Genomic DNA, 25,390 nt, shown 5'->3' with positions numbered 1-25,390 from the left:
AGGATTTGCGTGTCGCAACTGGCGTAGCACGAAAGATGGGTCACCATCGGGGAGCGACTGACACGGTTAGTGGCCGCACGCCTGGGCCACGACGATTAATTCAAGTCTGAGGAGACCCGTGTCCGAATCTGTGCCTGGTACCACGCTGCATTCCACCTTCAACGAGCCGCTTGAGGTCGTCGACCCCGAGATCGCCGCCGTCCTCGAACTCGAACTGGGTCGCCAGCGCGACTACCTCGAGATGATCGCGAGCGAGAACTTCGTGCCGCGCGCCATCCTGCAGTCGCAGGGCTCCGTGCTCACCAACAAGTACGCCGAGGGCTACCCGGGGCGTCGCTACTACGGCGGATGCGAGTTCGTCGACGTCGCAGAGGAGCTCGCGATCGCGCGGGCCAAGTCCCTCTTCGGCGCAGCGTACGCGAACGTGCAGCCGCACTCCGGTGCCACCGCGAACGCCGCTGTGCTCTCCGCGATCGCAACGCCCGGCGACACCATCCTCGGTCTCGAGCTCGCCCACGGCGGCCACCTCACCCACGGCATGAAGCTCAACTTCTCCGGCAAGCTCTACAACCCGGTCGCGTACGGCGTCGACCCGGACACCTTCCTCGTCGACATGGACGTCGTCCGCGACAAGGCCCTCGAGCACAAGCCGAAGGTCATCATCGCCGGCTGGTCGGCATACCCGCGCCACCTCGACTTCGCCGCGTTCCGCGCGATCGCGGACGAGGTCGGCGCCCTGCTCTGGGTCGACATGGCGCACTTCGCCGGGCTCGTCGCCGCCGGCCTGCACCCGTCACCGGTGCCGCACGCCGACGTCGTGTCCTCGACCGTGCACAAGACCCTCGCCGGCCCCCGGTCCGGCTTCATCCTGTCCCGGGACACCGCGCTCGCGAAGAAGCTCAACTCGAACGTGTTCCCCGGGCAGCAGGGCGGTCCGCTCATGCACGTCATCGCCGCCAAGGCGACCGCGTTCAAGCTCGCGGCCGAGCCGGAATTCAAGGAACGCCAGGAGCGCACCCTGCGCGGGGCCAGCATCCTCGCCGCCCGCCTGACGGCAGACGACTCGCGCGCCGCCGGCGTCGACGTGCTCACCGGCGGCACCGACGTGCATCTCGTGCTCGCCGACCTGCGCCACTCCGAGATCAACGGACAGCAGGCCGAGGACGCCCTCCACGAGGTCGGCATCACGGTCAACCGCAACTCGGTGCCGTTCGACCCGCGCCCGCCGATGGTCACGAGCGGCCTGCGGATCGGCACGCCCGCCCTCGCGACCCGCGGCTTCGGCGACGCCGAGTTCACCGTCGTGTCCGACGTCATCGCTGAGGCCCTCAAGCCCGGCGCCGACGTGCAGGCGCTCCGCGCCCGGGTCAAGACGCTCACCGAGGCCTTCCCGCTGTACCCCGGCCTGCACCAGTAGCGCACGCCGCATCCTGCACCACCACCCCCTGACGAATTCGACGGAGTTTTTGGGAAACACGCACGTGGGAAGCCCGTTTTCGGGGTTTTCGACCAGAAACTCCGTCGAATTGGTTCGGCGAACGCGGGGGTCAACCGCGCTCGAAAGCACCAAACGATTGGATCACGCATGACGGCAATCACCCTCGACGGAGTCGCGACCGCGTCCGCCGTGAAGACCGAACTCATCGCCCGTGTCACCGAGCTGCGTGCGCACGGGATCGTTCCCGGGCTCGGCACCCTGCTCGTGGGCGATGACCCGGGTTCACGTTCGTACGTCGCGGGCAAGCACCGCGACTGCGCCGAAGTCGGCATCGAGTCGATCCGCATCGACCTGCCCGCATCGGCGACGACCGCGGATGTCCGCGCCGCGATCAAGGACCTGAACTCCAGCCGCGAGGTCACCGGCTACATCATCCAGTTGCCGCTTCCCGTCGGCCACAACGAGAACGCCATGCTCGAACTGATCGACCCGGCCAAGGACGCGGACGGCCTGCACCCGACCAACCTCGGCAGGCTCGTCCTCGGCATCGAAGGCAAGCTCAGCTCGCCGCTGCCGTGCACGCCGGCCGGGATCGTCGAGCTGCTACGCCGCTACGATGTGCCGATCGTCGGCCGCAAGGTCGTCGTGATCGGCCGCGGGCTCACCGTCGGGAGGCCGCTCGGCCTGCTCTTCACCCGCAAGGGCCTCGACGCGACCGTCACCCTCACCCACTCGCGCACGGTCGACCTGCCGGAGGAGGTCCGCCGCGCGGACATCGTCGTGGCCGCGGTCGGTGTGCCGCACCTGGTCCAGGCTGACTGGATCAAGCCGGGCGCCGCAGTTCTCGACGTCGGCATCACCCGCCTGGTCGACCCCGTCACCGGCAAGGGCGTCCTCACCGGCGACGTGCACCCCGACGTCGCAGAGGTCGCAGGCTACCTCTCCCCGAACCCCCGCGGCGTCGGACCGATGACCCGCGCCATGCTGCTCGGCAACGTGGTCAAGGCCGCCGAGCGCGCCCTGCTCTAGCCCAGCCCCGCGCTTCCCAGCACCCGCCGCGTCGCCCCCGGGAAACGCTCGCGTGATCGCTGAGGTGTCGCATATCGACCTTCGCGTCGATATGCGACACCTCACGGAACCGGCCCGGCCGTCCCGGGCGGGTCAGGCGAGGGCGGCGGTGTGCAGGGCGGCGTGGTCGAGGTAGTTCGCGGCATTCTGGCGGATGCCCGCGACCTCGGCATCCGTCAGGGGTCGGCGTACCTTGGCCGGGACCCCGGCGACGAGCGAATACGGCGGCACGATCGTGCCTTCGAGCACGACGGCCCCGGCCGCGACGAGGGAACCCGTACCGATCACGGCGCCGTTGAGCACGGTCGCCTTCATGCCGATCAGGGCGCCGTCCTCGACGACGCAGCCGTGCAGCACCGCGCCGTGCCCGACGGACACGTCCCGGCCCACGATGAGCGGGAAACCGTGGTCGACGTGGCAGGAGACGTTGTCCTGCAGGTTCGAGCCTGCCCCGATCCGGATCGGTTCCGCCTCCGCGCGCAGCACCGAGTTGTACCAGACGCTTGCGTGTTCGGCGAGGATCACATGCCCCACGAGCACCGCACCAGGGGCGACGAACGCGGAGTCCGCGATGCTCGGCCCCGGCCGGTCGGGAAGAGTGATGATGCGGGCGGCGCTGTCTGCAGTCATACGCGCCAGCCTAGTGCGGCATCCGTCCCGCGCCCTTCCCCTGTCTCAACTCCAGAAGTGGCCTGCGCCGAATTCAGGAGTTGAGCAGTCCTGGCCCCGGGAAAGCGCTTGTGCGACCCGAAACGGGCCGCAACTCCTGAATTCGGGACGGGATAGGCTGGCGCGATGGTGAACACCGCACACCCCGCCGTCGACCGCGTGCGGGAGGCGCTCGCCGCCTTCGGGCTCGCGCCGGACATCCGCTGGCTCGATGAGGCGGCGACGACCGCGCAGCAGGCGGCCGACGCCCTCGGCATCGAGCCGGGCGCGATCGCCAACTCCCTCGTCTTCACCCTCGACGGCGAGCCGTTGCTCGTGCTGACCTCTGGAGCTCACCGCGTCGACACGCAGTGGCTTGGCGAGAGGCTCGGCGGCACGATCGGCCGGGCGTCGAAGGAACTCGTCAAGAGCGCGACCGGGCAGGTCATCGGCGGCGTTGCGCCGGTCGGGCATCCGAGTCCGCTCCGCACCCTCGTCGACGTCGACCTGGATGGGTATCCCGAAGTGTGGGCGGCGGCCGGCCACGCCCACACCGTCTTCCCGACCAGCTTTGCCGAACTGCTCCGCATCACTGCAGGAACGGCCGCGCCCGTCACCCCGCCCGAATCGGCATAACTCCTGCAGGTTCCCGGCCGTCTGCCGTGCCGCCCAGTGTTCTACTGGCAGCGCCGCAGCGGCCGGACCGATGTGCAGGACGGGGAAGCCGGGGAGGGGTCAGCCCTCCCGGCCGGCGCCGTCGGCCGCGCGCACCACGAAGGTGTCCGGGGCGCCGAACCCGGCATCCGCGAACGCGGACCGGACCGCAGCGGTGACCGCCGGGATCAGCTCGTGCGGCGTGAGCGCGATCGCGGCACCGCCGAAGCCGCCTCCCGTCATCCGCGCGCCGAGGGCACCCGCGCCGCGCGCCGCGACGACCGCGAGGTCGAGTTCGGGAACCGAGATCTCGAAGTCGTCGCGCATCGAGGTGTGCGAGGCGTCGAGAAGCGCGCCGATCGCCGCCGGGCCGGACTCGCGCAGCGTGCGCACGGTGTCGAGCACCCGCTGGTTCTCGGTGATCACGTGCCGCACCCGGCGGAACGTCTCGTCGTCGAGCAGCTCAGCGGCCCGCGCGAGGTCGACGACCCCGAGGTCGCGGAGCGAGTCGACCCCGAGCAGCCGGGCGCCGAGTTCGCAGGATGCCCGGCGCGAGGCGTACCCGCCCGTCGAGTGCTCGTGGCTCACCTTCGTGTCGATGATCAGCAGCTCGAGTCCCGCCGCGTCGAAGCCGAGCGGAACGACCTCTGACTCGAGCGTGCGGCAGTCGAGGAAGACCGCGGAGTCCTTCTCTCCGAGCAGGGAGGCGGACTGGTCCATGATGCCCGTCGGCGCCCCGACGGCGCGGTTCTCGGCGAGCTGGCCGACCCGGGCGAGGGTGCGCCGGTCGAAGCCGAGCCCCCAGACGTCGTTGAGGGCGACCGCGATCGCGCTCTCGATCGCAGCCGACGACGACAGGCCGGCCCCGATCGGCACGTCCGAGACGATGTACACGTCGAAACCGGCCGCCGTCGACAGCGGCGCCCCGAATTCGCCGAGCGCCCAGGCGACTCCGAGCGGGTACGCCGACCAGCCCGCGAGGATGTCGGGGGTCAGCCCGTCGAGGGAGACCTCGACGATCTCGTCGGAGAACGAGCTCGCCACTCGCATCAGCCGGTCGCTGCGTGCGGCCAGCGCAATCACGGTGCGCCGGTCGATCGCGAACGGCAGTACGAAGCCGTCGTTGTAGTCGGTGTGCTCCCCGATCAGGTTCACCCGTCCGGGCGCCGACCAGAGGCCGTCCGGCTCGCCGGCGAAGCGATTGGCGAAACCTGCGGTCGCTGCGGAATCGAGGGCGCTCATGCGCGGGCCTCGCTTGCGGCATCCGCAGCCATCGACCGTTCGACGGCGGCACGGATGCCCGCAGCCGCCTGCTCGGGAGTGACGTCGCCGATCCACGCACCCATCGCAGCCTCCGATCCGGCGAGATACTTCAGCTTGTCCTCTGCCCGGCGCGGACTCGTGACCTGCAGCATCAGGCGGATGTCGTCCCGGTGAGTGTGTACGGGGGCCTGGTGCCACGCCGCGATGTACGGTGTCGGCGTCGAATAGATCGCGTCGATGCCGCGCAGGAGCCGCCGGTAGAGCACCGCGAGTTCGTCGCGTTCGGCGAGGCTCGTCGCCGCGAAGTCGGGGATCTGGCGGTGCGGCAGCATGTGCACCTCGATGGGCCAGCGGGCCGCGAAGGGCACGAACGCGGTCCAGTGCTCGCCGCGGATGATGACCCGGTCGGCGGCCTGTTCGCTTGCGAGCACGTCGGCGAAGAGAGTGGGACCGTAGGTTTCGAGCGACGCGATCACGCGCTGGGTGCGCGGGGTGACGTACGGGTACGAGTAGATCTGGCCGTGCGGATGCCGCAGCGTCACGCCGATCGCCTCGCCGCGGTTCTCGAAGGGGAACACCTGCTGGATGCCCGGGAGCTGCGAGAGCACGTGGGTGCGCTCGGCCCATGCCTCGATCACGGTGCGGGCCCTGGTGACGGAGAGGCTCGCGAAGGAGCCCTCGTTCTCGGGGCTGAAGCAGACGACCTCGCAGCGCCCGACTGAGGTGCGGGTGCGCCCGAGGCCGATCTCGGAGAGCTCGGCGAGCCCTGCCGGCGCGTTCGCGTCGGTGAGCAATGGCCCGAAGGACGGCGACTTGTTCTCGAACACGGCAACGTCGTAGTTGCTCGGCACCTCGCTCGGGTTCTCCGGCGTCGACGGCGCGAGCGGGTCGAGGTTCGCCGGCGGCAGGAACACCCGGTTCTGGCGTGCGGACGCGATCGAGACCCATTCGCCGCTGAGCGGGTCCTGGCGCATGCTCGCCGTCGGCGGGCGCGGGTCGAGCTGGCGGGTATCGGCGGCGCGTTCGGGCGAGAGCCGCGTGTCCGGGTCGTCGAAGTAGATGAGGTCCCGGCCGTCGGCCAGGGTGTGGTGGTGACGGGTGATTCCGGGTGCGGCGACGAAGCCTGCGCTATCCATGACGGTGTCCATAACCCTCACCACGTTAGCGGATCTGCGCAACCGAAACCAGCGGTTTCTAATTGATAACTAAAAGAAAGTAAGCGAAGATGGGGTTATGACATTCGAGACGCCGGCAGACCGCGAGCTGCTCCCGCAGCACCAGCGCAGGGAGCAGATCCGCCGGCTCGTCGACGAGCGCGGCTTCGTGCGGGTGAGTGAGCTGCGCGAGGCCTTCGGTGTGTCCGGGGTCACCGCGCGCGCCGACCTCGACGCACTCGAGACGGAGGGGCTCGTGCATCGGGTGCACGGGGGAGCGGTGCCCGCGCTGGCCCAGGGGTCGACGCTCGCCGCGGACACCGAGCCCTCTTTCGAAGAGTCGCTCGGGGCATCCGTGATACCGAAGCAGCAGATCGGGGCGCTCGCCGCATCCCTCGTCGTGAGCGGGCAGAGCGTGATCCTCGACGTCGGCACGACCAACCTCGCCATCGCCCGTGCCCTGCTCGCCCGTACGGAGCTGAGCGACGTCGTCGTGATCACCAACGGGCTCAGTATCGCCCTCGAGCTCGAGCCCGCCATCCCGCGCTTCACCGTGATCGTCACGGGCGGTTCGCTCCGGCCGTTGCAGCACTCCCTCGTGGAGCCGCTCGCCGCGACCGTGCTCAGCCAGGTCCACGCCGACCTCGCCTTCATCGGCTGCAACGGCGTCGACGCGGGAGGCGGGGTCACGAACATCAACCTGCCGGAAGCCGGCGTCAAGACCCTCATGCTCCAGGCGGCGACCCGGGCGATCGTGGTCGCGGACGGCTCCAAGCTCGGCCGGGTGCACCTCGGCAGGGTCGGCCCCCTCGATGCCTTCGATTCCCTGCTGACGGATGCCGCAGCGCACCCCGATGCGCTGGCCCGGCTCCGCGAGGCCGGACTCACCGTGCTCCAGGGCGAATAGGCTGGTCCCATGCGCGCAGCCACCGGAACCCAGTACGAACTGACACACGAGACCCCGGACGGGCGGGCCACGGCGACGATCACCGAGGTCGCCGCCGGGATCCGGGCCTATGCCCTGAACGGCATGGACCTCGTGGAGACCTTCGCTGCGGCGGTCGAGCCGCCGATGTCTGCGGGCATCGTGCTCGTGCCGTGGCCCAACCGCATCCGCGACGGGATCTGGCGGCACGGCGAGGACAGGCAGCAGCTCAGCATCACCGAGCCCCTCCTGAACAACGCCATTCACGGACTCCTCCGCTTCACCCCGTATCGCCTCGTCGAGCGGGACGCTGCGGCCGTGACCCTCGCCGCGACCGTGTTCCCCCAGTCCGGCTTCCCGTTCCAGCTCGACACGAGCGTGACCTATGCCCTCACCGACACGGGCCTCGAGGTCACCCACACCGTCCACAACGTCGGCACAGAGAACGCCCCCGTGGCCATCGGCGTGCACCCGTACCTCAAGATCGGCGACGTCCCCACAGAGGACCTCGTGTTGCGCGTCGACGCGGACACGCACCTCGAAGTGGATGCCCGGCTCAACCCGACCGGTGTCGACACCCCGGTCGGCGGCACCGGCTACGACCTCCGTGCCGGTGTGCGCGTCGCCGATCTCGCGCTCGACGACGCCTTCGGCGGCGCCGGACGCGAGCACTCGCTCACCGCTCCGGACGGCCGCAGGGTCACCGTCTGGGGCGACGAGAACATGCGGTACGTGCAGGTCTTCACCCCGACCGAGTTTCCCGTCACGGCGAGCGATGGCGCGAGCCCCATGCCCGGCCGCGCCGTCGCGATCGAGCCGATGACCGCGCCCGCCGACGCATTCAACTCGGGGGCCGGCCTCCGCTGGCTCGCGCCGGACGAGTCCTGGACCGTGCGCTGGGCCATCCGCCCGACCGGATTCCAGGCCTAGGGTCGCATCCATGGCGCTGACGCGCGAACCGACGCCGGGCCGGTCGACACCCGGTCGGCCGAAGCCCCGCGGCACCAGGCGGCGCCGTACCGCTGTGCTCAGCCCCGCAGACGCGGCCCGGCTGGTGGCCCTGGTCAGGATGAAGCGGCTCGCCCTCGCGCTGCTCCTCCTGATGGCGCTCGTCTTCGCGGTCTCGTTTGCGCTGCAGGATCGTATTCCCGCACTGCACTACGTCAGGGCCGCCGCCGAGGGCGGCATGGTGGGCGCCCTCGCCGACTGGTTCGCCGTGACCGCGCTGTTCCGGTATCCGCTCGGCCTGCGCATCCCGCACACCAACATCATCGCGAGCCGTAAAGACGAGATCGGCGCGAGCCTCGGCGAATTCGTGGGTACCAACTTCCTCTCCGAGCAGGTCGTCCGCGGCAAGCTCGACTCGATCGGGGTGTCCAGGAGACTCGGCACCTGGTTGAAGCTGCCAGACAACGCCAGCAGGCTCACCGAGGAGATCTCCGTCGCCGGCACCGGGCTGCTCACTCTCCTGAGCGACGACGCGATCAAGGACCTCATCGAGACCGTGGCGCGCGAGCACCTCGTGCGTCCGGAGTGGGCGCCGCCGATCGGCAGGGTCGGCGCGCGCCTGCTCGCCTCCGGGCAGCAGCACGCGGTCGTCGACCTGCTCCTGGATCGCGCGGAGGCCTGGCTCGAAGCCCACCCGGAGGCCTTCGGAAAGGCCGTGTCCGCTCGGCTGCCCGGCTGGCTCCCCGGCTTCGTCGACCGCCTCGTCGACGACAGGGCGCACCGCGAGGTACTCGGGTTCGTCGCCGCCGTGCGGGCGGATGCCGCGCATCCGCTTCGCGAGGCCATCGACCGTTACCTTGTCGAGCTGGCCGACGACCTCGAGCACGACCCGGCGATGATCAACCGGGTCGAGACCCTGAAGCTCGAGCTCCTGGACAGCGCCCGCCTGCGCGAGTTCGCGAGCGAGACCTGGGAGGCCGTGAAGGTGTCCCTCGTGGCGTCGCTCGGCGACCCGTCGAGCGACCTGAGGGACGGCATCCGTGCGACCGTGATCGAGGTGGGCGAGCGGCTCGCCGGCGACGGCGCGCTCGGAGGGCGCATCGATCGCTGGATCGCCGACTCGGTCACGTACCTCGTGCGGACGTACCGGGACGAGATCGCCGGTGTCATCACCGAGACGGTCGAACGCTGGGATGCCGCGGAGACGAGCGAGAAGATCGAGCTGCAGGTCGGACGCGACCTCCAGTACATCCGGATCAACGGCACCGTCGTCGGCTCTCTTGCGGGGCTCGCGATCTTCGCCGTCGCCCAGGCCGCCGTCACCCTCCTCTAAGCCGGGCGTCTAGGCAAAGTACACCAGAGCAGAGCGGAGCCTCCGCGGCCCGACGCGGCGAGGCCCCGACCGGTATCACCCGGTCGGGGCCTCGCCCGGTCACGGTGGCTGCTCAGGCGGCGCGGCGCAAGCGGGTCGGCGCTTCCGTATCGAGCGGATGCCGCGTCCCGGTCGGTCGTGCCTGCGCGCGTGCCGCGGCGGTCACGATGCCGCCCTGCGGGATCCGGATGTCACGGTCGACGACGGCTCCGCTCTGTACCCGGGCGCCGTCTCCGATCCGGGAGTGGCTTCCGAGACGGGCGGCCGCGCCGATCACGGCGTCGACGCCGACGTGCACGTTCTGGCCGATGAAGGCCCGCGCTCCGACAAGGGCGTTGTGGTCGATCCAGCTGCCCGGTCCGATCCAGGCCTCCGCACCCACCTTGGCTCCGCTCTCGACGTATGCCGTTCCGGAGATGAAGGCGGACGGGTCGACCCGCGCCCCGCCGGAGACCAGTCCGCGTCCGTTCGCGTGCCGGCGGTACTTTTCGATGGTGCCGGTTTCGGTCTCGACTTCTTCGTTAATTCTTTCCACGTGCGACCTCCTTGAATTGTCGCGTCACCCCGCAGCTCCCGCTCCGCTGTGTGCCCGCAGCGCGCGTGGCGCGACTGCGGAGCAACAAGTCTGGCGGCTGAGCCCGAGTGCTGACCGTGTCAACGCTGTGTGCTCCCCGAGAATTCCCCGGGCGGTCGCCCTGCCTGCCGCCTGGAGGCGACGCCCGCAGCCACGGTCGCGACACCGATCGTGATCAGGGCGCCGAGGATCAGAGCGGCCGCCTCGCCAGGCGCAAGCAGCTTCAGCTGGGTCCCGATCGTCGCCGCCGCAACCGGCACGCCGAGCTGGGCGGCCGCAAGCAGACCGTACGGCAGTGGCAGGCCGAGCAGCCGGGCCGAGGCATGCGCGACGACGGCGCCGAAACCGAGGACGAGACCGAGCAGGACCATTCCGGGCCGGGCCAGGAGGTCGAGCACGTTGAGCGAGGCGCCGAGCCACACGTAGAAGAGCGGCCCGAGGAAGCCGTCGGCGATCGCGAACAGTTGCCGGGCAAGGCGCCTCGGCTCTCCGACCATCGCGACGGCCAGCCCGAAGGAGAACCCGGCGAGCATGATCGAGACGTGGCTCACCACCGCGAGGGCGGCGAACGCGAACAGGATCGTCAGCTGCACCCGTAGTTCGAGGGCGAACTTGCGGTCCTCGGACACCCGGTGCAGCCGGAGCCGGGCACCATTCTTCTCGAGTCGTGACAGCACGAGATACAGCAGCGCCGCGGATGCCGCGACCGCTGTGGCGCCGAGCGCGGCCGAGCCTGCATTGGCCGGGTCGATCACGATCGGCAGGGCGACGATCGCAGCGACGTCGGCGATCGCGACCTGCGCGGTCACCTGCAGCACCGACGGGCCGGTCAGTTTCAGCGAGTCGATCACCGGCAGCACGAGCGCCGCAGACGACGACGCGAGCAGCACCGCGTACAGCGGCGCATGCCCGGTACCGAAGAGCACCGCCGTCGCCACGCCGAGCACGATCGCGATGACGGCGGCCAGACCGGCCCTGGCCGTGCCCTTGCCGAGCGCCGAACGGATACCGGCATCACGCACCGGGACGTGGGTGCCTGCCACGAACATGATCAGTGCGAACCCGACGTCAGCAAGCAGGGTCAGGGTCGGATCGCTCGAGTCGACGAGGCCCAGCCCGGTGCGGCCGACGAGGATTCCAGCGAGGAGCTCGCCGAGCATGACCGGAACCCGCCAGCGCTGCGGGGTCGCCAGCAGCGGGCCGAGCAGGCCGACCAGGGAGATGATCGCAAGGGTCTGGAACGTCATCGGGGTGTCCGGACAGGCAACCGGCAGTGCGCCATGGCGCGGTTAGAGCGTCAGGTCCGCCAGCTGAACCGGGATGTCGGTGTTCTCGTTCGTGAGGTAGGTCGCGCAGACGCGGTGGTATCCATCCGCGATGTGCAGCGGAACCGCGGCAGGCAGATTGCCGCGCACGAGCAGGATCGGGCCCAGCCGGCGGCCCTCGCGGATCAGCCTGAGGTAATTGGCGACGTGCGGGTTCTCCGGCGTGAGCAGGGGGAGACCGGCTGCGCGCAGGATGTCCTTGGCCTTGTGGAAGGTGATGGGCGCTGCCTCGAGGGCGAGCGAGGTCGCCTCGACCGCGTGCTCGTTCACGAGCAACCGCAGGTAGTCGGCCGCCTTCGGGTAGTTCTCCGGGATGGGCTCCTCGAGCCACTTGACCTTCCTGGGCATTGCGACTCCTCGTGCCGGGCATCCGTTGGTGGGGCGATAGCCTGAGCGTAGTACGAATGGGTGTGCCCATTCGAGCGGCTCGGGCCGATGGCCTGAGGATCGGGAGAAGACACGTGCGGCGAGAGAGCGGTCCAGCGGCGGCCTCGCTGATCCCGCCGTTCGCCTACGTCACGTCGGCCGCCGGCTTCGTCATCGTCATCAGCGGCCTGGTGGATGCTGCGACCTCGGCAGGGGGCGGGCTCGGCTCGCTGTGGACCTGGCTCTGGACCCTCGTGGCCGCCGTGGTCTCCGCGCTGCCCGTCGCGTTCGGAGCCCGGTTCCCGCGCTGGGTCGGGCTCGCGGGAACCCTCGTGTTCTTCGCGGTGACCGCGCTGCAGATGGCGGTCTCGACTGCCCCGATCCTGTCGGTGAACAACCTGGTGCTCTACCCGATGTTCGCCTGTTATCTCGGCTGGTTCTACCGTCCGTTCGTGTCGCGACTGGCGGTCGGATTCGCGTTCGGGGCCTCCGGCATCGCGCTCGCCGTGAATCCCTTCGACGCCGTCCAGATCACCTGGGTCAACCTGGCTCTCGCGTCGCTCTTCTGCCGGGAGGCCGCTGGGTATCTGCGGGCCAAGCTCGACCGGGAGATCACCACCGACCCGCTCACCGGCGTCCTGAACCGGTCGGGGCTGGATGCCCGTCTCGACCTCGAGCTCGCCAGGGGAACGCGTACCGGGCAACCGATGACCGTCGCGATTCTCGATCTCGATGACTTCAAACGCCTCAACGACGAGCACGGGCATGCGGAAGGGGATCGCGTGCTGGTGGCCTTCGCGGGCTGCCTGAGACGCAACACGCGACCCTATGACTCGGTCGTGCGCCTGGGCGGTGATGAGTTCCTGCTGCTGATGACGTCCACGACGGTGGAGCAGGCCAGGGAGATGCTCGCGCGGATCTCCGCACCGGGCGGTCTGGACTGGTCGTCGGGACTGGCAGAAGCCCGCCCCGGAGATGACGCCCACAGCATCCGCGAGCGCGCGGACCAGGAGCTCTATGCCGAGAAGCGGCGCAAACGGAGCGGCCGCATGGGAGTCAGCGGGGGCTAGGCGAGCCCGCCGTTGGTGAAGATGACCTGGCCGTTGACCCAGCGGGCGGGGCCGGCGAGGAACGCGACGGTCTCGGCGATGTCGGTGGGCTGGCCGAGCCTTTCCAGGGGGACGGCCGCGGCGAGGTTCGTGATCGTGGCCTCGTCCTTGCCGTTCAGGAACAGGGCGGTCGCGGTCGGGCCGGGGGCGACCGCGTTGACGGTCACGTCCTTGCCGCGCAGTTCACGGGCGAGGATGAGCGTGATGCTCTCGACCGCGGCCTTGCTCGCCACGTAGGCGCCGTAGCCGGGGAACTGGGTGCGGGTGACGGAGGTGGAGAAGTTGACGATCGCTCCGCCCGGGCGGACCCGGCGGGCCGCCTGCTGGGAGATCACGACGGTGCCACGGATGTTGGTGCGGTAGATCCGGTCGAGGTCGGCGAGGTCGAGGGTCGCGATCGGCGAGAGGAGCATGATGCCTGCCGTGTTCACGACGACGTCGATCCCGCCGAACTCCGCCTCCACCGCGTCGAACGCGGCCGACATGGCTCCCTCGTCGGCGACGTCGCCGCCGATCGCGATGGCGCGGCCGCCCGCGGCCTTGACCGCGGCGATGGTCTCATCGGCTTTCGCCTGGTTGCCGGCGTAGTGCACGCCGAGGGCGAAGCCGTCGTCTGCAAGTCGCTCGACGACGGCGCGTCCGATGCCGCCTGACCCGCCGGTGACGAGGGCGACCCGGGAGCCCTGGATGGTGGGATTGGTGCCGATGGTACTCATGGGGGATTCGCTTTCTGGTGCACTGCGGTGGTGCGCGCCCTGTTTCGGGCGCGACGGATGACGCCCCGGCGGGACGCCTGAAGACCTGCGGTGGGGCTGGCTGTCAGTCGGAGGGCGACGAGGACTGGATGCGCTCCAGCCATTCGTCGAGCAGCCCGGCCTCGCGGCCCGTGAAGAGAGCAGGGGGCAGGGTGGGACGGCTCGTGCGGAGGGTGATCGCCGCAATGCGGGCGGATTCGCCGGCGTCCGGAGCGGGCGCGGTGTCGGATACCAGCCCGCCGAGGACGATGTCACGCATTATCGACGAAATGGCCGGGTCGGGATAGAGCGCAGGGCGGAGGATCAGGGCGAGAGCGACTCCGGTATTCGCCGCCATCACCACCCGTGCCGCGATCTCAGGAGCAACGCGCAGCCGTCCCTGCGCGGCCAGGCGTTCGAGCACGCTCTGGAGGAGTCGCATGGCTTCGTTCGCTGATTCCGCCTTGGCGACGGATCCTGACCCGAACAGGAGCCGGTAGGCGTTCGGCTGGGCGAGGGCGAACGCATTGTGGCTGTCCCAGCCGGCCCGCAGGTCGCTCAACGGATCGGCGGATTCCTCGGCTGCGCGCTTCATGCCCAGGTACTGGTCCCAGACCTGATCGACCGTGGCCGCGAGCAGGCCCTCCTTGTCGCCGAACAGCCGGTAGATGACCGGTTGCTGCACTCCCGCCGCTTCGCACACGGCGCGCGTCGAGATGTCCCCGCCAGGGGACTGCGCCAGCAACTCGGCCGTCGCGTCGATTATCACTGATCGTGTGCTCATGTGACTGACGCTAACACGAGAGTGTTATCACCGCAACCGCTGCGCACATACTGCTGCTAACAGCACATTCTGCTGCTAACACAAGAGTGGGCCCCGTCGGGCTCGAACCGACGACCCAAGGATTAAAAGTCCTTTGCTCTACCAACTGAGCTAGAGGCCCGCGGTAAATAATCTACCGTGGATTCGGGCAAGGTTTTTCTGGGTACCGTGGGGAGGGTCCCCTCACGGACGGATTCGCCCCGCGAGGCCCCACCAGACACGCACCCAACACGCACGAGCCACGCACGAGACACGGAGGATTCGATTGGCAGAGGACTTCCACAAGCCCACCCAGTTCTCGGGCAGCAAGTTCGAATCCTTCGAGGGTGGCCAGGATCCGGCGGCAATCAGCCGCGTCGCGCATGAGACCGCTCATGCGCTGCTCGCCCGGGTGCGGAACGACCCCGATCCCGAGGTCGTCGAGCGCCTCGTCGCGTACACCGACGAACACGGTATCGACGCGGTCGCAGAGCTGTGGTCGCGCGCAACGCCGCGCAGCCTGCCCGGCGCGCTCTGGCGGATCTACCTCGTCCGCCTGCTCATCCGCCAGGATCCTGAAGGCACGTCGTTCCTCTACCAGCGCGGCACCGAGGTCACCGTGGCGATCGACCCCGTCATCGCCGGAGCCGCCGCGCCGACCGGACCCGCTGAGATCATCGCCCTCGCCGACCAGATCCTCCGCGGCATCTTCACGGGCGACTTCGCCGTCGCGCTCGACCGTGCCGCAGCGTTCTGCCGGGTCATCGCAAGCGGATGCGCGAGTGTCGCCGACGACCTTGACGCGACGGAACTCGCCGCATCGGGGGTGTCCCGCGCCTCGGAGCTGACCACTCGCGCCCTGCGGTTCTCGACGACGGCACAGGAGTTCGGATCGTGCGCCCGGTTGTGGCGAAGCGATTCGCTCGACTAGGAATAAACATCCGTCCTCGTCGTTTACACTGGATGCTGGTCGGGCCGCAGTAACCCCGGGCTCCAATATTCGCCGCTCTGAGCGGCCTCGCGCCGAGAGGCGTTCTGCGGCCCGGCCTTCAGCCTTTTCTGACCAATCCATTTCGTGTTCGGCGCCGAACACTAGTCATGGAACGGGATAAGACCTGACATGCTGGTTCTCATGACTGCTGACTTCGCCGCTGACACCGAGTCGACAGCGCCTCCCTCAAAAGAGGAGCTGCTTACCCGGGTCGCCACTGGCGACCAGGCGGCCTTCGGGGAACTGTACGACCAGATGGCCCCTCGGGTGCTCGGTCTGGTCAAGCGCCTGCTCATCGACCACGCCCAGTCGGAAGAAGTGACCCAGGAGATCTTCCTGGAGATCTGGCAATCGGCGACGCGGTACGAGCCGGCGCGTGGCGGGGCTTCCACCTGGATCATGACCATGGCGCACCGTCGTGCGGTCGACCGGATCAGGTCGTCGCAGGCCGGCCGCGACCGGGACACGAAGATCGGCATCAGAGACCTCGCGGTTGCCTACGACGACGTGTCCGAGACCGTAGAAACACGAATCGAGCATGAAAGGGTGGAGAAGGCGATGTCCAGACTGACCGAACTGCAACGCCAGGCGATCAGTCTTGCCTACTACGGGGGCTTCAGCCAGAGCGAAGTCGCCGCCCAACTGCATATCCCGCTCGGGACCGTGAAGACGAGGCTCAGGGACGGGCTCATCCGCCTTCGCGACGAACTGGGCGTGGCATCATGACCGGCACCGAGAACACCGGCACCCCGGAGCGCAACCCCGGCGAGCTGTCCGGCGCCTACGCGCTCAACGCCCTCGAAGCCAGGGAGCGCGCCGCCTTCGAGGCGCACCTGGAGTCCTCCGAAGAGGCCCGAATCGAGTCCGCCGAACTGAGCGACACGGCGGTGGCCCTGGGCCTCGCGACCGCCCCCGTGCAGCCCTCAGCCGCCCTCAAGGCCTCGCTGATGGCGAAACTCTCCTCGACCCCGCAATTCGCCCCCCTCGCCGGGCCGGCGAGCACCCGGACGACAGCGCCGGCAGCGGATGCCGCCCCCGCGGCTCCCGGCCTCGCCGCCGTCCCACCCGTTCCCCCGTCCGCAGCCGGCGTGGGCAGCCGCTCGGGTTCCGGCGCGAGCGCAGCAGAGCGGGCCAGAAAGCGCTGGTTCCAGCGCCCCGCGAGCCTGCTGGCCGCTGCGGCCGCTGCGGTCGCCCTGTTCATCGGCGGTACCTTCGTCGGCCTGGGACTGGCCGGCACCTCGGGCACGTCCGATTCCTTCGCGGCCCAGCAGGCGGCATCCCTCGCCCAGCTCAACGCGGCACCCGACGTGCAGCGCGCCTCGGCGACGACCGCGGACGGCCACCAGGCCACCCTGGTCTGGTCCGATACAAGCAGCCTTTCGGCGCTCGTCGTCGACGGCCTGCCTGCGCTTTCCGGCGACAAGGACTACCAGCTCTGGTACATCGGAGCCGGGGGAGCGGTCTCGGCCGGTCTCCTCGACACGAGCGTCAGCGCGAGCGGCGGAACCGCCTGGCGGGTCCTCGACGGCAGCCTCACCTCAGGCGACACGATCGGCATGACCGTGGAACCCAAGGGCGGCTCGAAGCAACCCACCACGACGCCGATCGTGGCCATCCAGAGTTCCTGATCCGCAACTAGGCTCGGGGCATGACGCTGCCATTCACCCTTCTGATCGACCCGGTGCCCGCCGATTCCGCCCAGGCGGACTTTGCGGGCACCTTCCACGAGATGGATTCGGCCGCTCCGGCTCTCCGGGTGGGGGAGCTGAGCACCCAGCGCGGTGACGGCATCTTCGAGACGCTCAGCGTCGTCGACGGGCACCCGCAGGAGGTCGAGGCGCACATCTCCCGCCTGCGGCACTCGGCTGAGATCTGCGACCTCCCGGTGCCGAACCCGGCGCAGTGGCGAGAGGCCATCGCCTACGCGGTGGCGCGGGTTCCGCACGACGGCGAGCTCGCCCTCAAGTTCGTACTCAGCCGCGGCGTCCAATCCGGGCCTGCACCGACCGCGTGGCTGCACGCGACCCGCGCGCCGGACCACTCCGCCGCGCGCGAGAACGGGGTGCGGGCGATCACCCTCGACCGTGGGTACCCGCGCGGGGTCGCCGAGGTCGCCCCGTGGCTGCTGATGGGTGCGAAGACACTCAGCTACGCGATCAACATGGCCGCCCTCCGCGAGGCGCGGCGCCGTGGGGCCGACGACACGATCTTCCTCACGCACGACGGCTACGTCATGGAGGGCCCGACGTCGAGCGTGGTCATCCGTTCGAACGGCGTCTACGTGACGCCGGCGCCGAGCGGTGCGATCCTGCACGGCACCACCCAGCAGAGACTCTTCGAGCACCTCAGGGAGCAGGGCGAACCGGTGGAGTACCGCGACATCACGGTCGCGGAGCTGCGGGCGGCGGATGCCGTCTGGCTGTTGTCGAGCATCCGCCTGGTCGTGGCCGTGACCGAACTCGACGGCCTGCCGCTCGCGACCGACCTGCCGCGCACCCGCGTCTTCAACGCGTACCTGCTCGGCCGCACCGACTAGACCGCCGAAGCGGTCGGGGCAGGCGCGGGTTTAGCCGAAGCGACCGGAGACGTAGTCCTCGGTCGCCTGCACCGACGGGTTGGAGAAGATCGTCGTGGTGTCGTTGTACTCGATGAGCTTGCCCGGCTTGCCGGTGCCTGCGATGTTGAAGAAGCCGGTGCGGTCGGAGACCCGGGATGCCTGCTGCATGTTGTGCGTGACGATCACGATCGTATATTCGGCCTTCATCTCCTCGATGAGGTCCTCGATCGCGAGGGTGGAGATCGGGTCGAGGGCCGAGCACGGCTCGTCCATCAGGATCACGTCGGGCTGCACGGCGATCGCACGGGCGATGCAGAGCCGCTGCTGCTGGCCGCCGGAGAGGCTCGAGCCTGGCTTGTCGAGGCGGTCCTTGACCTCGTTCCAGAGGTTGGCGCCCTGGAGGGACTTCTCGATGAGGGCATCCGCGTCCGACTTGGAGATGCGGCGGTTGTTGAGCTTCACGCCGGCGAGGACGTTGTCGCCGATCGACATGGTCGGGAACGGGTTCGGCCGCTGGAACACCATGCCGACCTGGCGGCGCACGAGTACCGGGTCGACGCCGGGGCCGTAGAGGTTGTTGCCGTCGATGAGCACCTCGCCCGTGACGTAGGCGCCCGGGATGACTTCGTGCATCCGGTTCAGGGTGCGGAGGAAGGTGGACTTACCGCACCCGCTCGGCCCGATCAGGGCGGTCACCGTGCGGGGCTCGATCGTCAGCGTGACGTTTTCGACAGCGAGGAACTTGCTGTAATAGACGTTGAGGTCGTTGACTTCAATGCGCTTGGACATGTGATCCTTCGAGTTGCGGCCAGCGGCCGGGTGGAGCCTAGCGGCCGAGCTTGGGGGAGAAGATTCTGGCGATGAGCCTCGCGAGGCCGTTCAGGAGCATGACGATGAGCACCAGGGTGAGTGCGCCGGCCCAGGCCCTGTCGAGATACGCCTGGGTGTCCGTGCCCTGGTTCGCGTACTGGGTGTACACGAACACCGGGAGGGTCATCATCCGCTGGCTGAACAGGTCGTAGTTCATGCTCGCCGTGAAGCCGGAGATGATCAGCAGCGGGGCCGTCTCGCCGATGACCCGGGAGATCGAGATCATGATTCCCGTGACGATGCCGGCGATCGAGGTCGGAAGCACCACCTTGAGAATGGTCAGCCACTTCGGCACGCCGAGGGCGTACGCGGCCTCGCGCAGCTCGTTCGGCACGAGTTTGAGCATTTCCTCGCTCGAGCGCACCACGACCGGGATCATCAGCACCGAGAGAGCGATGGCACCGCCGAAGCCGAAGCGGATGCCCGCATCCTGGAACAGCAGGGAGAAGAACGCGAAGGCGAACAGGCCTGCCACGATCGAGGGGATGCCGGTCATCACGTCCACGAAGAAGGTGATCGACTGGGCCAGCCGGCCGCGTCCGTACTCGGTGAGGTAGATAGCGGCGAGCAGGCCGATCGGCACCGAGATGAGCGTGGCGACGCCGGTGATCTCGAGGGTGCCCATGACGGCGTGCAGGGCGCCGCCGCCCGCGCCGACGACGTTGCGCTGCGACTCGGTGAAGAACGTCGGGGTGAGGAAGGCCGGCAGCCCGTTAACGACCGTCGTGAAGACCAGTGAGATCAACGGCAGCAGTGCGATCACGAAGGCGGCGGTGACGAGGGCGGTGACGAGGCGGTCCTTCGCCCGGCGCACGCCTTCGACGGCGTAGGAGAGCGCGTAGATGGCGACGCAGTAGAGCACTGTGCCGAAGAAGACCGTGCCGACGATGTTGAAGCCGGAAGTGGCCCCCGACAGCTGGAGCACCAGGAAGACCGCTCCGGTGACGATCCAGCTTGCCAGCAGGACGTAGAGCGTGGAGTTCCTGGGCAGCTTGCCGGCGGCGTATGCGTTGGCCTGGGGCGTGTTCGCGGCCCGGGTGGCGGTCGTGCTGCTCATCAGTTCGCTCCCGAAAAGGCCTTGCGGCGGTTGATGATGTAGCGGGCGATCATGTTGACCGCGAGGGTGATGACGAAGAGGATCAGGCCGGTGGCGAGGAGGATGTTCACGCCGACGCCGTGCGCCTCAGGAAAGTTCAGGGCGATGTTCGCGGCGATGGTCGTCGGGTTCTGCGAGGTCAGCAGTTGGAAGAGCACCGTCGGGCTCGGCGAGAGCACCATCGCGACCGCCATCGTCTCGCCGAGGGCGCGGCCGAGGCCGAGCATCGAGGCGGAGATGATACCGGAGCGGCCGAAGGGAAGCACCGCCATTGAGATCATCTCCCAGCGGGTGGCGCCGAGGGCGAGGGAGGCTTCCTCGTAGAGCACCGGGGTCTGCAGGAAGATCTCCCGGCAGAGTGCGGTGATGATCGGAAGCACCATCACCGCGAGCACGATGGCGACGGTGAGGATGGTGCGCCCGGTGCCGGAGACCGGTCCGGCGAAGAGCGGGAACCAGCCGAACCAGTCGACGAGGTTCGCGTAGAACGGCTGGACGAGCGGGGCCAGCACGCCGATGCCCCACAGGCCGAAGACCACGGACGGCACGGCGGCGAGGAGGTCGATGACGTAGCCGAGGCCCTGGGCGATCCGCCGGGGGGCGTAGTGCGAGATGAAGAGGGCGATGCCGATCGCGAGCGGGATCGCGATGATCATGGCCAGCAGTGCCGACCAGAGCGTGCCGAAGGCGAGCGGCCAGACGTAGGCCCAGAAGTTGGTGAAGCCGCCGCTGAAATCGGCGGGTGCCGCGACGAAGGCCGGCAGGCTCTGGACGAGCAGGAACCCGGCGACGGCGGCGAGAACGGCGAGGATCAGGCTGCCGGCGACGACGGTCGCCGTTGAGAAGATCACATCGCCGGGACGCTGGGGGGCGCGGATTCGATCGCGGGCAACTACGGAGGTCATGCCGGGCGTCTCCCTGAGGTTCGGGTGGTGGAGCGAAAACGATGCGCGGTCCGGGGGCCGTACACCCCAGTCTGCCCGGTCCGGGCCGCTGGTACGACGCGGGCCCTGGCCGGGCAGACTTCGGTGGAGCTGGTAGTGCGGGTGGTGCCGGTGAAACGGGTGTTACTTGACGGTCGCGAGAACCGCGGCGACCTTATCGGCCAGGTCGGTCGAGAGCGGCGCTGCGCCACCGGCGGATGCGGCGACCTTCTGGCCGTCAGCACTGGCCATGTACGTCACGTACGCCTTGACGAGCTCGCCCTGGGCGGGCTTGGCGTATTCGGTGCAGACGACCGCGTAGCTGACCAGCACGAGCGGGTAGTGCGTCGCGTCGGTCGTGGTGCGGTTGATCTTGATGGCGAGGTCGCTCGCGTCGCGGCCCGTGACGAGCGGGGACTCGGCGACGACGGCGGCCGCGGCTTCCGCGGTGTAACCGACGAAGGTGTCGCCGACCTTGATCTTCGCAACGCCGAGCTTGCCGGCCTTGGATGCGTCCGCATAGCCGATCGTGCCGACGCCGTTGGTCACGGCGTCAACGACACCGGAGGTGCCCTTGGCGCCTTCGCCGCCCTGGATCGGGAATGCGTCGGCTGCCTTGTCGGTCCACACGGTCGGTGCGGTCTGGAAGAGGTAGTCGGTGAAGTTCTTCGTGGTGCCCGAGTCGTCCGAGCGGTGCACGGCGGTGATCGCCGTTGCCGGAAGGGTCACGCCGGAGTTGAGCGCGGCGATGGCCGGGTCGTTCCAGGTCGTGATCTCGCCGCGGAAGATGTGCGCGAGGGTTGCGGAGTCGAGCTTGAGGTCCGTGACGCCGGCGACGTTGAAGATGACCGCGATCGGGGAGATGTAGACGGGCAGGTCGACGGCCTTGGCACCGGCGGCGCAGGACGCGAACGTTCCGGCGAGCTCGGTGTCGTTGAGCGAGGAGTCGCTGCCGGCGAAGTCGGAGCCGCCCGCGATGAAGGTGGAGCGGCCCGCGCCGGAGCCTGACGGGTCGTAGTTGACCGTGACGTTCGGGTTGGAGGTCTGGAACGCTGCGATCCAGGCTTCCTGGGCGGAGCCCTGGGCGGACGAGCCGGCGCCGGTGAGCGTTCCGGTCAAGGTGCTGGTCGTCGCTGCGGTGGTGCTCGAGCCGGTTCCGGCTTCGTTGGAGGCACACGAGGACAGTGCGAGAGCGGCGGCGACGGCGATGACTGCGGGTCGGCCAAAACGCTTGAGATTCACGAATTTTCCCTTTCGAGGGTTGACAGCAGTGAAACTGACTGCAGGGCGGGGCCGGTGCTGGCCCCGGTCAGACGATAATCCGACGGCTTAACGACACCCCCTCCGGAAGATGAACGGAAGGTTAACGTGAACGGGCTGTTCGGCGGGCCGGCGGGCCCTCAGACGCTCGGTCGGTATGTCTCGATGCCGAGGATCCCGGCGCTCGGGTTCTCGCGGGACAGGTGCACGACGGAGAACGATCCGATGTCGAGGTGGGAAGCCTCCTCGATGTACAGGCCGAAGGTGCTCCCCGTGGCGAGCGCGATCTCGTGCAGGATCTCGGGCAGCACCGGGCCGTGGCTGCAGATGACGGCGGTCTTGCGGGAGCGGATGCGCTTGCCGATGCCGGCGCGAACATCCGCTACGCCCTGTTCGAAGGCGTCCTGGCTGAAGAGCTCCGTGCGCTTGATCGGGATGCCGGTCGCGGCCGCGAGCGGGGCGACGGTCGTGATGCACCGGGTGGCCGTGCTCGAAACGATGCGGCGCGGGCGCCACGCCCCCACGGTCGGCACGAGTTCGACGGCCTGGGCGACGCCGCGTTCGGTGAGGGGACGGGTGCTGTCCGGGCCGGCCCAGCTTGAACCGGTGACGGCCTTGCCGTGCCGGAGGGCGATGAGGGCGAAGGTCGTCGTCACGCCCCTGTCGACCAGTTCGGCGAAGGCGTCGATGATCTCGACGTCCTGCGCGTAGCTGAGGTAGCTGCGTGCCTTTTTGATCGTGACCCATTCGATCGCCGCGATCTCGCTGTTCGGCACGAAGGTCGAGCGCTGGATCTCCTCGGGGTGCACCTCGGCGGCCCAGTACTGCACGATCTTTTCCCTGCCGTTGCCGAGCGAGTACCGCGATTCGCCGAGCGGCACGCCCAGGGCGACCGCGAGTCCGGTTTCTTCCTCGATCTCCCGCACGGCCGTCTGCGGCAGCGTTTCGCCGGGGTCGACCTTCCCCTTGGGGATGGTGACGTCGCCGTAGACCGTGCGGTGCACGAGCAGGACGTTCATCTTGCCGTCGATCAGGCGCCAGCAGACCGCACCGGCAGCGTGGATCGCTCCGTTCGGGAGGACCGCACTCATCGGCGACCCGTCGGCCGAACGCGTCGGGAGATCTGCTGCATCAATCGGTCCTGCATATCGTCGAGCGGCTTTCCGGAGTCATCGAGGTGGTGGCGGGTCCATTCGCCGGTGTTGTCGAGCCACCAGGATGCCGTGCGGTCGTCCATGGCGCGGTTGAACAGCCCATCGATCTCCGTGAGGTGATCGGGGTCGACGAGGCGCACGAGGGCCTCGACGCGTCGGTCGAGGTTGCGGTGCATCATGTCGGCGCTGCCGATGTACACCTGGGTGTCCCCGCCGTTGTGGAAGGAGAAGATCCGGGAGTGCTCGAGGTAGCGGCCGAGGATCGACCGCACCTTGATCGTCTCGCTGACCCCGGGGAGGCCCGGCGTGAGGCTGCAGATGCCACGCACCCAGACCTCGACGGGGACCCTGGCCTGGCTGGCCCGGTAGAGCGCGTCGATGATGGCCTCGTCGACCATCGAGTTGACCTTGATGCGGATGCCGGAGGGCTTGCCGTCGAGGGCGGCCTGCGTCTCCAGGTTGATCGCCTTCAACAGCCCGCGACGCAGGTGCAGGGGTGCGACGAGAAGCCGCTTGAACTTCTTCTCGATCGCGTACCCGGAGAGCTCGTTGAACAGGCGGGTCAGGTCCTTGCCGACCTGGGGGTCCGCGGTCAGCAGGCCGAGGTCCTCGTAGAGCCTGCTGGTCTTCGGGTTGTAGTTACCGGTGCCGATGTGGCTGTAGTGCCGCAGCACGCCGTTCTCGTTGCGCACGACGAGGGCGAGCTTGCAGTGCGTCTTGAGGCCGACGAGGCCGTAGACGACGTGCACGCCGGACTTCTCGAGCTTGCGTGCCCAGGAGATGTTGGCCTGCTCGTCGAAGCGGGCCTTGATTTCGACGAGGGCGAGCACCTGCTTGCCGGATTCGGCGGCAGCGATGAGAGCCTCGACGATCGGGCTGTCGCCGGAGGTGCGGTACAGGGTCTGCTTGATCGCGAGAACGTCCGGGTCGGCGGCCGCCTGCTCGAGGAATGCCTGCACACTCGTCGCGAAGGACTCGTACGGGTGGTGCAGCAGGATGTCGCGGCGCGCGATCGAGCTGAAGATATCGGGCTCGGCGTTCGGCTCTGGCGCGAGGAGCTGAACGGCCGTGGTCGGGACATGCTTGACGTAGCGCAGGTCCGGGCGGTCGACGCGCAGGTCGAACAGCCCGCCGAGGTCGAGCGGAGCGGGCAGCCGGTACACCTCCTGCTCGGTGACGTCGAGTTCGCGCACGAGCAGGCCGAGGGTGACCTCGTCCATGTCCTCGGTGATCTCGAGGCGGATGGGCGGGCCGAACCGGCGACGGAGCAGTTCCTTCTCGAGGGCCTTGATCAGGTTCTCGGTCTCGTCTTCCTCGATCTCGACGTCCTCGTTCCTGGTGACCCGGAAGACGTGGTGTTCGAGGATGTCCATGCCGGGGAACAGGTCGCCGAGGTGGTTGGCGATCAGGTCCTCGAGCATGATGAATCGCACGTTGTCGAAGCCTTCGCGGCGGTCGACCCGCACGAAGCGCGGCAGCATGGTCGGCACCTTGAGCCTCGCGAACTCCTGCTTGCCGGTCTTCGAGTTGCGTACCCGGACGGCGAGGTTGAGGGAGAGGCCGGAGATGTAGGGAAACGGATGCACCGGGTCGACCGCGAGGGGCATCAGCACCGGGAAGATCTGGTTGGAGAAGTAGTCGCGGAGCGAGCGGTGGTCGGCCTCGTCGAGGCTGTCCCAGGTGGCGATGTGGATGCCGGCGGCCATCATGGCCGGGCTGACGAGGTCCTGGAAGGCGCGGGCGTGCCGGTCCTGGAGCACATGCGCCATCGCCGAGATGTCGGAGAGGGCGTCCTGCGGTGCGGTACCGATGTTGGTCGGCACGGCGAGTCCGGTCAGGATGCGGCGTTTGAGTCCCGCGACGCGGACCATGAAGAACTCATCGAGGTTGCTCGAGAAGATGGCGAGGAAGTTCGCGCGCTCGAGAACCGGGAGCAGTGGGTCCTCGGCGAGTTCGAGCACCCTCTGGTTGAACGCGAGCCAGCTCAATTCCCGGTCGAGATACCGGTTGGTGGGGAGTTCCGGGTCGTCCTTGCCGGTCAGGGGATCGAAATCGTCATCGAAGTCGCTTCCGAGACCCGATTCGTCCTGAATGTTTTCGCCGTCCATGAGTCCATCCTGACACCGCAGGACCTGCCGGTGCGACGGTTCCGGGTGAAC

General features: G+C 68.7%; 25 protein-coding genes, 1 tRNA gene and 1 riboswitch. Of the genes, 11 read left to right on the top strand and 15 right to left on the bottom strand.

What is annotated here, in order from left to right:
• Positions 1 to 4 precede the first annotated feature (4 nt).
• A riboswitch (ZMP/ZTP riboswitch) is annotated at positions 5 to 94 on the top strand.
• A 24-nt stretch (positions 95 to 118) separates the two neighbouring features.
• Entirely contained in the window at positions 119 to 1,417 is a 1,299-nt protein-coding gene (gene glyA, locus RHM57_RS13890; protein WP_134449992.1) for a serine hydroxymethyltransferase, read from the top strand.
• Between the two features lie 168 nt (positions 1,418 to 1,585).
• Positions 1,586 to 2,467, top strand: a complete 882-nt coding sequence (locus RHM57_RS13885; RefSeq protein WP_134449993.1) for a bifunctional methylenetetrahydrofolate dehydrogenase/methenyltetrahydrofolate cyclohydrolase — start codon at positions 1,586 to 1,588, stop codon at positions 2,465 to 2,467.
• A 132-nt stretch (positions 2,468 to 2,599) separates the two neighbouring features.
• On the opposite strand, the gene RHM57_RS13880 is transcribed toward RHM57_RS13885, so the two are convergent.
• Positions 2,600 to 3,136 carry a gamma carbonic anhydrase family protein gene (locus tag RHM57_RS13880; RefSeq protein ID WP_134561609.1) on the bottom strand — a complete coding sequence of 179 codons (537 nt, stop codon included), beginning with the start codon at positions 3,134 to 3,136 and terminating at the stop codon, positions 2,600 to 2,602.
• Between the two features lie 165 nt (positions 3,137 to 3,301).
• Between RHM57_RS13880 and RHM57_RS13875 the strand changes: the two genes are divergently transcribed.
• Positions 3,302 to 3,790, top strand: coding sequence for a YbaK/EbsC family protein (locus tag RHM57_RS13875; protein ID WP_322137212.1), 489 nt, complete (start codon positions 3,302 to 3,304; stop codon positions 3,788 to 3,790).
• A 99-nt stretch (positions 3,791 to 3,889) separates the two neighbouring features.
• On the opposite strand, the gene galK is transcribed toward RHM57_RS13875, so the two are convergent.
• Together galK and galT are read right to left on the bottom strand one after the other, a co-directional pair.
• Entirely contained in the window at positions 3,890 to 5,050 is a 1,161-nt protein-coding gene (gene galK / locus RHM57_RS13870; RefSeq protein WP_322137213.1) for a galactokinase, read from the bottom strand.
• Positions 5,047 to 6,207 carry a galactose-1-phosphate uridylyltransferase gene (gene galT, locus RHM57_RS13865; protein WP_134449997.1) on the bottom strand — a complete coding sequence of 387 codons (1,161 nt, stop codon included), beginning with the start codon at positions 6,205 to 6,207 and terminating at the stop codon, positions 5,047 to 5,049. The genes galK and galT overlap by 4 nt, the downstream gene beginning before the upstream one ends.
• A gap of 97 nt (positions 6,208 to 6,304) precedes the next feature.
• On the opposite strand from galT, the gene RHM57_RS13860 reads away from it, so the two are divergent.
• From RHM57_RS13860 to RHM57_RS13850, 3 genes are read left to right on the top strand one after another with little or no spacing between them, the layout of a single operon-like run.
• Complete coding sequence (locus RHM57_RS13860; protein ID WP_322140980.1) at positions 6,305 to 7,132, top strand: DeoR/GlpR family DNA-binding transcription regulator; 828 nt, start codon at positions 6,305 to 6,307, stop codon at positions 7,130 to 7,132.
• 9 nt (positions 7,133 to 7,141) lie between these two features.
• Positions 7,142 to 8,080, top strand: a complete 939-nt coding sequence (locus tag RHM57_RS13855) for an aldose 1-epimerase family protein (protein ID WP_322137216.1) — start codon at positions 7,142 to 7,144, stop codon at positions 8,078 to 8,080.
• A 10-nt stretch (positions 8,081 to 8,090) separates the two neighbouring features.
• Positions 8,091 to 9,431 (top strand): DUF445 domain-containing protein, encoded by a 1,341-nt coding sequence (locus tag RHM57_RS13850; RefSeq protein WP_322137217.1) that lies wholly within the window; start codon positions 8,091 to 8,093, stop codon positions 9,429 to 9,431.
• A gap of 112 nt (positions 9,432 to 9,543) precedes the next feature.
• On the opposite strand, the gene RHM57_RS13845 is transcribed toward RHM57_RS13850, so the two are convergent.
• The 3 genes from RHM57_RS13845 to RHM57_RS13835 all read right to left on the bottom strand — a co-directional run bounded on the left by RHM57_RS13845 (position 9,544) and on the right by RHM57_RS13835 (position 11,717).
• Positions 9,544 to 10,005: a hypothetical protein gene (locus RHM57_RS13845; RefSeq protein ID WP_134450001.1), complete on the bottom strand. Its 462-nt coding sequence runs from the start codon at positions 10,003 to 10,005 to the stop codon at positions 9,544 to 9,546.
• A 119-nt stretch (positions 10,006 to 10,124) separates the two neighbouring features.
• The gene (locus tag RHM57_RS13840) at positions 10,125 to 11,291 is read right to left on the bottom strand and encodes a cation:proton antiporter (protein ID WP_322137218.1); all 1,167 of its coding nucleotides are present in this window, start codon (positions 11,289 to 11,291) and stop codon (positions 10,125 to 10,127) included.
• A gap of 42 nt (positions 11,292 to 11,333) precedes the next feature.
• Positions 11,334 to 11,717, bottom strand: coding sequence for a hypothetical protein (locus RHM57_RS13835; protein WP_134450003.1), 384 nt, complete (start codon positions 11,715 to 11,717; stop codon positions 11,334 to 11,336).
• 113 nt (positions 11,718 to 11,830) lie between these two features.
• Between RHM57_RS13835 and RHM57_RS13830 the strand changes: the two genes are divergently transcribed.
• On the top strand, positions 11,831 to 12,805 hold the full coding sequence (locus tag RHM57_RS13830) for a GGDEF domain-containing protein (protein ID WP_322137221.1): 975 nt from the start codon (positions 11,831 to 11,833) through the stop codon (positions 12,803 to 12,805).
• Here RHM57_RS13830 and RHM57_RS13825 read toward each other — a convergent pair.
• The 3 genes from RHM57_RS13825 to RHM57_RS13815 all read right to left on the bottom strand — a co-directional run bounded on the left by RHM57_RS13825 (position 12,802) and on the right by RHM57_RS13815 (position 14,522).
• A complete protein-coding gene (locus tag RHM57_RS13825; protein WP_322137222.1) occupies positions 12,802 to 13,560 on the bottom strand; it encodes an SDR family oxidoreductase in 759 nt (252 codons plus the stop codon). The genes RHM57_RS13830 and RHM57_RS13825 overlap by 4 nt on opposite strands.
• Positions 13,561 to 13,663: 103 nt before the next feature.
• Positions 13,664 to 14,362 (bottom strand): TetR/AcrR family transcriptional regulator, encoded by a 699-nt coding sequence (locus RHM57_RS13820; protein ID WP_134558966.1) that lies wholly within the window; start codon positions 14,360 to 14,362, stop codon positions 13,664 to 13,666.
• Positions 14,363 to 14,449: 87 nt separating this feature from the next.
• Positions 14,450 to 14,522, bottom strand: a tRNA-Lys gene (locus tag RHM57_RS13815).
• 144 nt (positions 14,523 to 14,666) lie between these two features.
• Here RHM57_RS13815 and RHM57_RS13810 point away from each other — a divergent pair.
• The 4 genes from RHM57_RS13810 to RHM57_RS13795 all read left to right on the top strand — a co-directional run bounded on the left by RHM57_RS13810 (position 14,667) and on the right by RHM57_RS13795 (position 17,907).
• Positions 14,667 to 15,311, top strand: a complete 645-nt coding sequence (locus RHM57_RS13810) for a DNA-directed RNA polymerase subunit beta (protein WP_134450007.1) — start codon at positions 14,667 to 14,669, stop codon at positions 15,309 to 15,311.
• A gap of 201 nt (positions 15,312 to 15,512) precedes the next feature.
• Positions 15,513 to 16,097: a sigma-70 family RNA polymerase sigma factor gene (locus RHM57_RS13805; protein ID WP_241975328.1), complete on the top strand. Its 585-nt coding sequence runs from the start codon at positions 15,513 to 15,515 to the stop codon at positions 16,095 to 16,097.
• A complete protein-coding gene (locus tag RHM57_RS13800) occupies positions 16,094 to 16,999 on the top strand; it encodes an anti-sigma factor (RefSeq protein ID WP_322140979.1) in 906 nt (301 codons plus the stop codon). The genes RHM57_RS13805 and RHM57_RS13800 overlap by 4 nt, the downstream gene beginning before the upstream one ends.
• A gap of 20 nt (positions 17,000 to 17,019) precedes the next feature.
• The gene (locus tag RHM57_RS13795; RefSeq protein ID WP_322137223.1) at positions 17,020 to 17,907 is read left to right on the top strand and encodes an aminodeoxychorismate lyase; all 888 of its coding nucleotides are present in this window, start codon (positions 17,020 to 17,022) and stop codon (positions 17,905 to 17,907) included.
• Positions 17,908 to 17,937: 30 nt separating this feature from the next.
• Here RHM57_RS13795 and pstB read toward each other — a convergent pair whose 3' ends face one another.
• The 6 genes from pstB to RHM57_RS13765 form a co-directional block, all read right to left on the bottom strand.
• Positions 17,938 to 18,717: a phosphate ABC transporter ATP-binding protein PstB gene (gene pstB / locus RHM57_RS13790; RefSeq protein ID WP_134450011.1), complete on the bottom strand. Its 780-nt coding sequence runs from the start codon at positions 18,715 to 18,717 to the stop codon at positions 17,938 to 17,940.
• Positions 18,718 to 18,754: 37 nt separating this feature from the next.
• Positions 18,755 to 19,855 carry a phosphate ABC transporter permease PstA gene (pstA, locus tag RHM57_RS13785; protein ID WP_322137224.1) on the bottom strand — a complete coding sequence of 367 codons (1,101 nt, stop codon included), beginning with the start codon at positions 19,853 to 19,855 and terminating at the stop codon, positions 18,755 to 18,757.
• Positions 19,855 to 20,799 carry a phosphate ABC transporter permease subunit PstC gene (pstC, locus tag RHM57_RS13780; RefSeq protein ID WP_134450013.1) on the bottom strand — a complete coding sequence of 315 codons (945 nt, stop codon included), beginning with the start codon at positions 20,797 to 20,799 and terminating at the stop codon, positions 19,855 to 19,857. Before pstC ends, pstA begins: the two co-directional genes overlap by 1 nt.
• 162 nt (positions 20,800 to 20,961) lie before the next feature.
• Positions 20,962 to 22,059 (bottom strand): phosphate ABC transporter substrate-binding protein PstS, encoded by a 1,098-nt coding sequence (gene pstS, locus RHM57_RS13775; protein ID WP_322140978.1) that lies wholly within the window; start codon positions 22,057 to 22,059, stop codon positions 20,962 to 20,964.
• Positions 22,060 to 22,217: 158 nt separating this feature from the next.
• The gene (locus tag RHM57_RS13770; RefSeq protein ID WP_322137226.1) at positions 22,218 to 23,168 is read right to left on the bottom strand and encodes an NUDIX hydrolase; all 951 of its coding nucleotides are present in this window, start codon (positions 23,166 to 23,168) and stop codon (positions 22,218 to 22,220) included.
• Positions 23,165 to 25,339, bottom strand: a complete 2,175-nt coding sequence (locus tag RHM57_RS13765) for an RNA degradosome polyphosphate kinase (RefSeq protein WP_322137227.1) — start codon at positions 25,337 to 25,339, stop codon at positions 23,165 to 23,167. The genes RHM57_RS13770 and RHM57_RS13765 overlap by 4 nt, the downstream gene beginning before the upstream one ends.
• Between the last annotated feature and the right edge of the window lie 51 nt (positions 25,340 to 25,390).

The sequence above is a fragment of the Cryobacterium sp. 10S3 genome (genome assembly GCF_034344045.1).
Lineage (GTDB): Bacteria > Actinomycetota > Actinomycetes > Actinomycetales > Microbacteriaceae > Cryobacterium > Cryobacterium glucosi.
This window is presented reverse-complemented; position numbering and strand designations above follow the sequence as displayed.

Coding starts and splice junctions, on each gene's coding strand:
- pstC (WP_134450013.1), bottom strand. CDS start 20,799: ATGACCTCCGTAGTTGCCCGCGATCGAATCCGCGCCCCCCAGCGTCCC.
- RHM57_RS13820 (WP_134558966.1), bottom strand. CDS start 14,362: ATGAGCACACGATCAGTGATAATCGACGCGACGGCCGAGTTGCTGGCG.
- RHM57_RS13765 (WP_322137227.1), bottom strand. CDS start 25,339: ATGGACGGCGAAAACATTCAGGACGAATCGGGTCTCGGAAGCGACTTC.
- RHM57_RS13885 (WP_134449993.1), top strand. CDS start 1,586: ATGACGGCAATCACCCTCGACGGAGTCGCGACCGCGTCCGCCGTGAAG.
- RHM57_RS13840 (WP_322137218.1), bottom strand. CDS start 11,291: ATGACGTTCCAGACCCTTGCGATCATCTCCCTGGTCGGCCTGCTCGGC.
- RHM57_RS13850 (WP_322137217.1), top strand. CDS start 8,091: ATGGCGCTGACGCGCGAACCGACGCCGGGCCGGTCGACACCCGGTCGG.
- RHM57_RS13795 (WP_322137223.1), top strand. CDS start 17,020: ATGACGCTGCCATTCACCCTTCTGATCGACCCGGTGCCCGCCGATTCC.
- RHM57_RS13770 (WP_322137226.1), bottom strand. CDS start 23,168: ATGAGTGCGGTCCTCCCGAACGGAGCGATCCACGCTGCCGGTGCGGTC.
- galK (WP_322137213.1), bottom strand. CDS start 5,050: ATGAGCGCCCTCGATTCCGCAGCGACCGCAGGTTTCGCCAATCGCTTC.
- RHM57_RS13825 (WP_322137222.1), bottom strand. CDS start 13,560: ATGAGTACCATCGGCACCAATCCCACCATCCAGGGCTCCCGGGTCGCC.
- RHM57_RS13800 (WP_322140979.1), top strand. CDS start 16,094: ATGACCGGCACCGAGAACACCGGCACCCCGGAGCGCAACCCCGGCGAG.
- galT (WP_134449997.1), bottom strand. CDS start 6,207: ATGGATAGCGCAGGCTTCGTCGCCGCACCCGGAATCACCCGTCACCAC.
- RHM57_RS13805 (WP_241975328.1), top strand. CDS start 15,513: ATGACTGCTGACTTCGCCGCTGACACCGAGTCGACAGCGCCTCCCTCA.
- RHM57_RS13835 (WP_134450003.1), bottom strand. CDS start 11,717: ATGCCCAGGAAGGTCAAGTGGCTCGAGGAGCCCATCCCGGAGAACTAC.
- RHM57_RS13855 (WP_322137216.1), top strand. CDS start 7,142: ATGCGCGCAGCCACCGGAACCCAGTACGAACTGACACACGAGACCCCG.
- pstA (WP_322137224.1), bottom strand. CDS start 19,855: ATGAGCAGCACGACCGCCACCCGGGCCGCGAACACGCCCCAGGCCAAC.
- RHM57_RS13875 (WP_322137212.1), top strand. CDS start 3,302: ATGGTGAACACCGCACACCCCGCCGTCGACCGCGTGCGGGAGGCGCTC.
- pstB (WP_134450011.1), bottom strand. CDS start 18,717: ATGTCCAAGCGCATTGAAGTCAACGACCTCAACGTCTATTACAGCAAG.
- RHM57_RS13880 (WP_134561609.1), bottom strand. CDS start 3,136: ATGACTGCAGACAGCGCCGCCCGCATCATCACTCTTCCCGACCGGCCG.
- RHM57_RS13860 (WP_322140980.1), top strand. CDS start 6,305: ATGACATTCGAGACGCCGGCAGACCGCGAGCTGCTCCCGCAGCACCAG.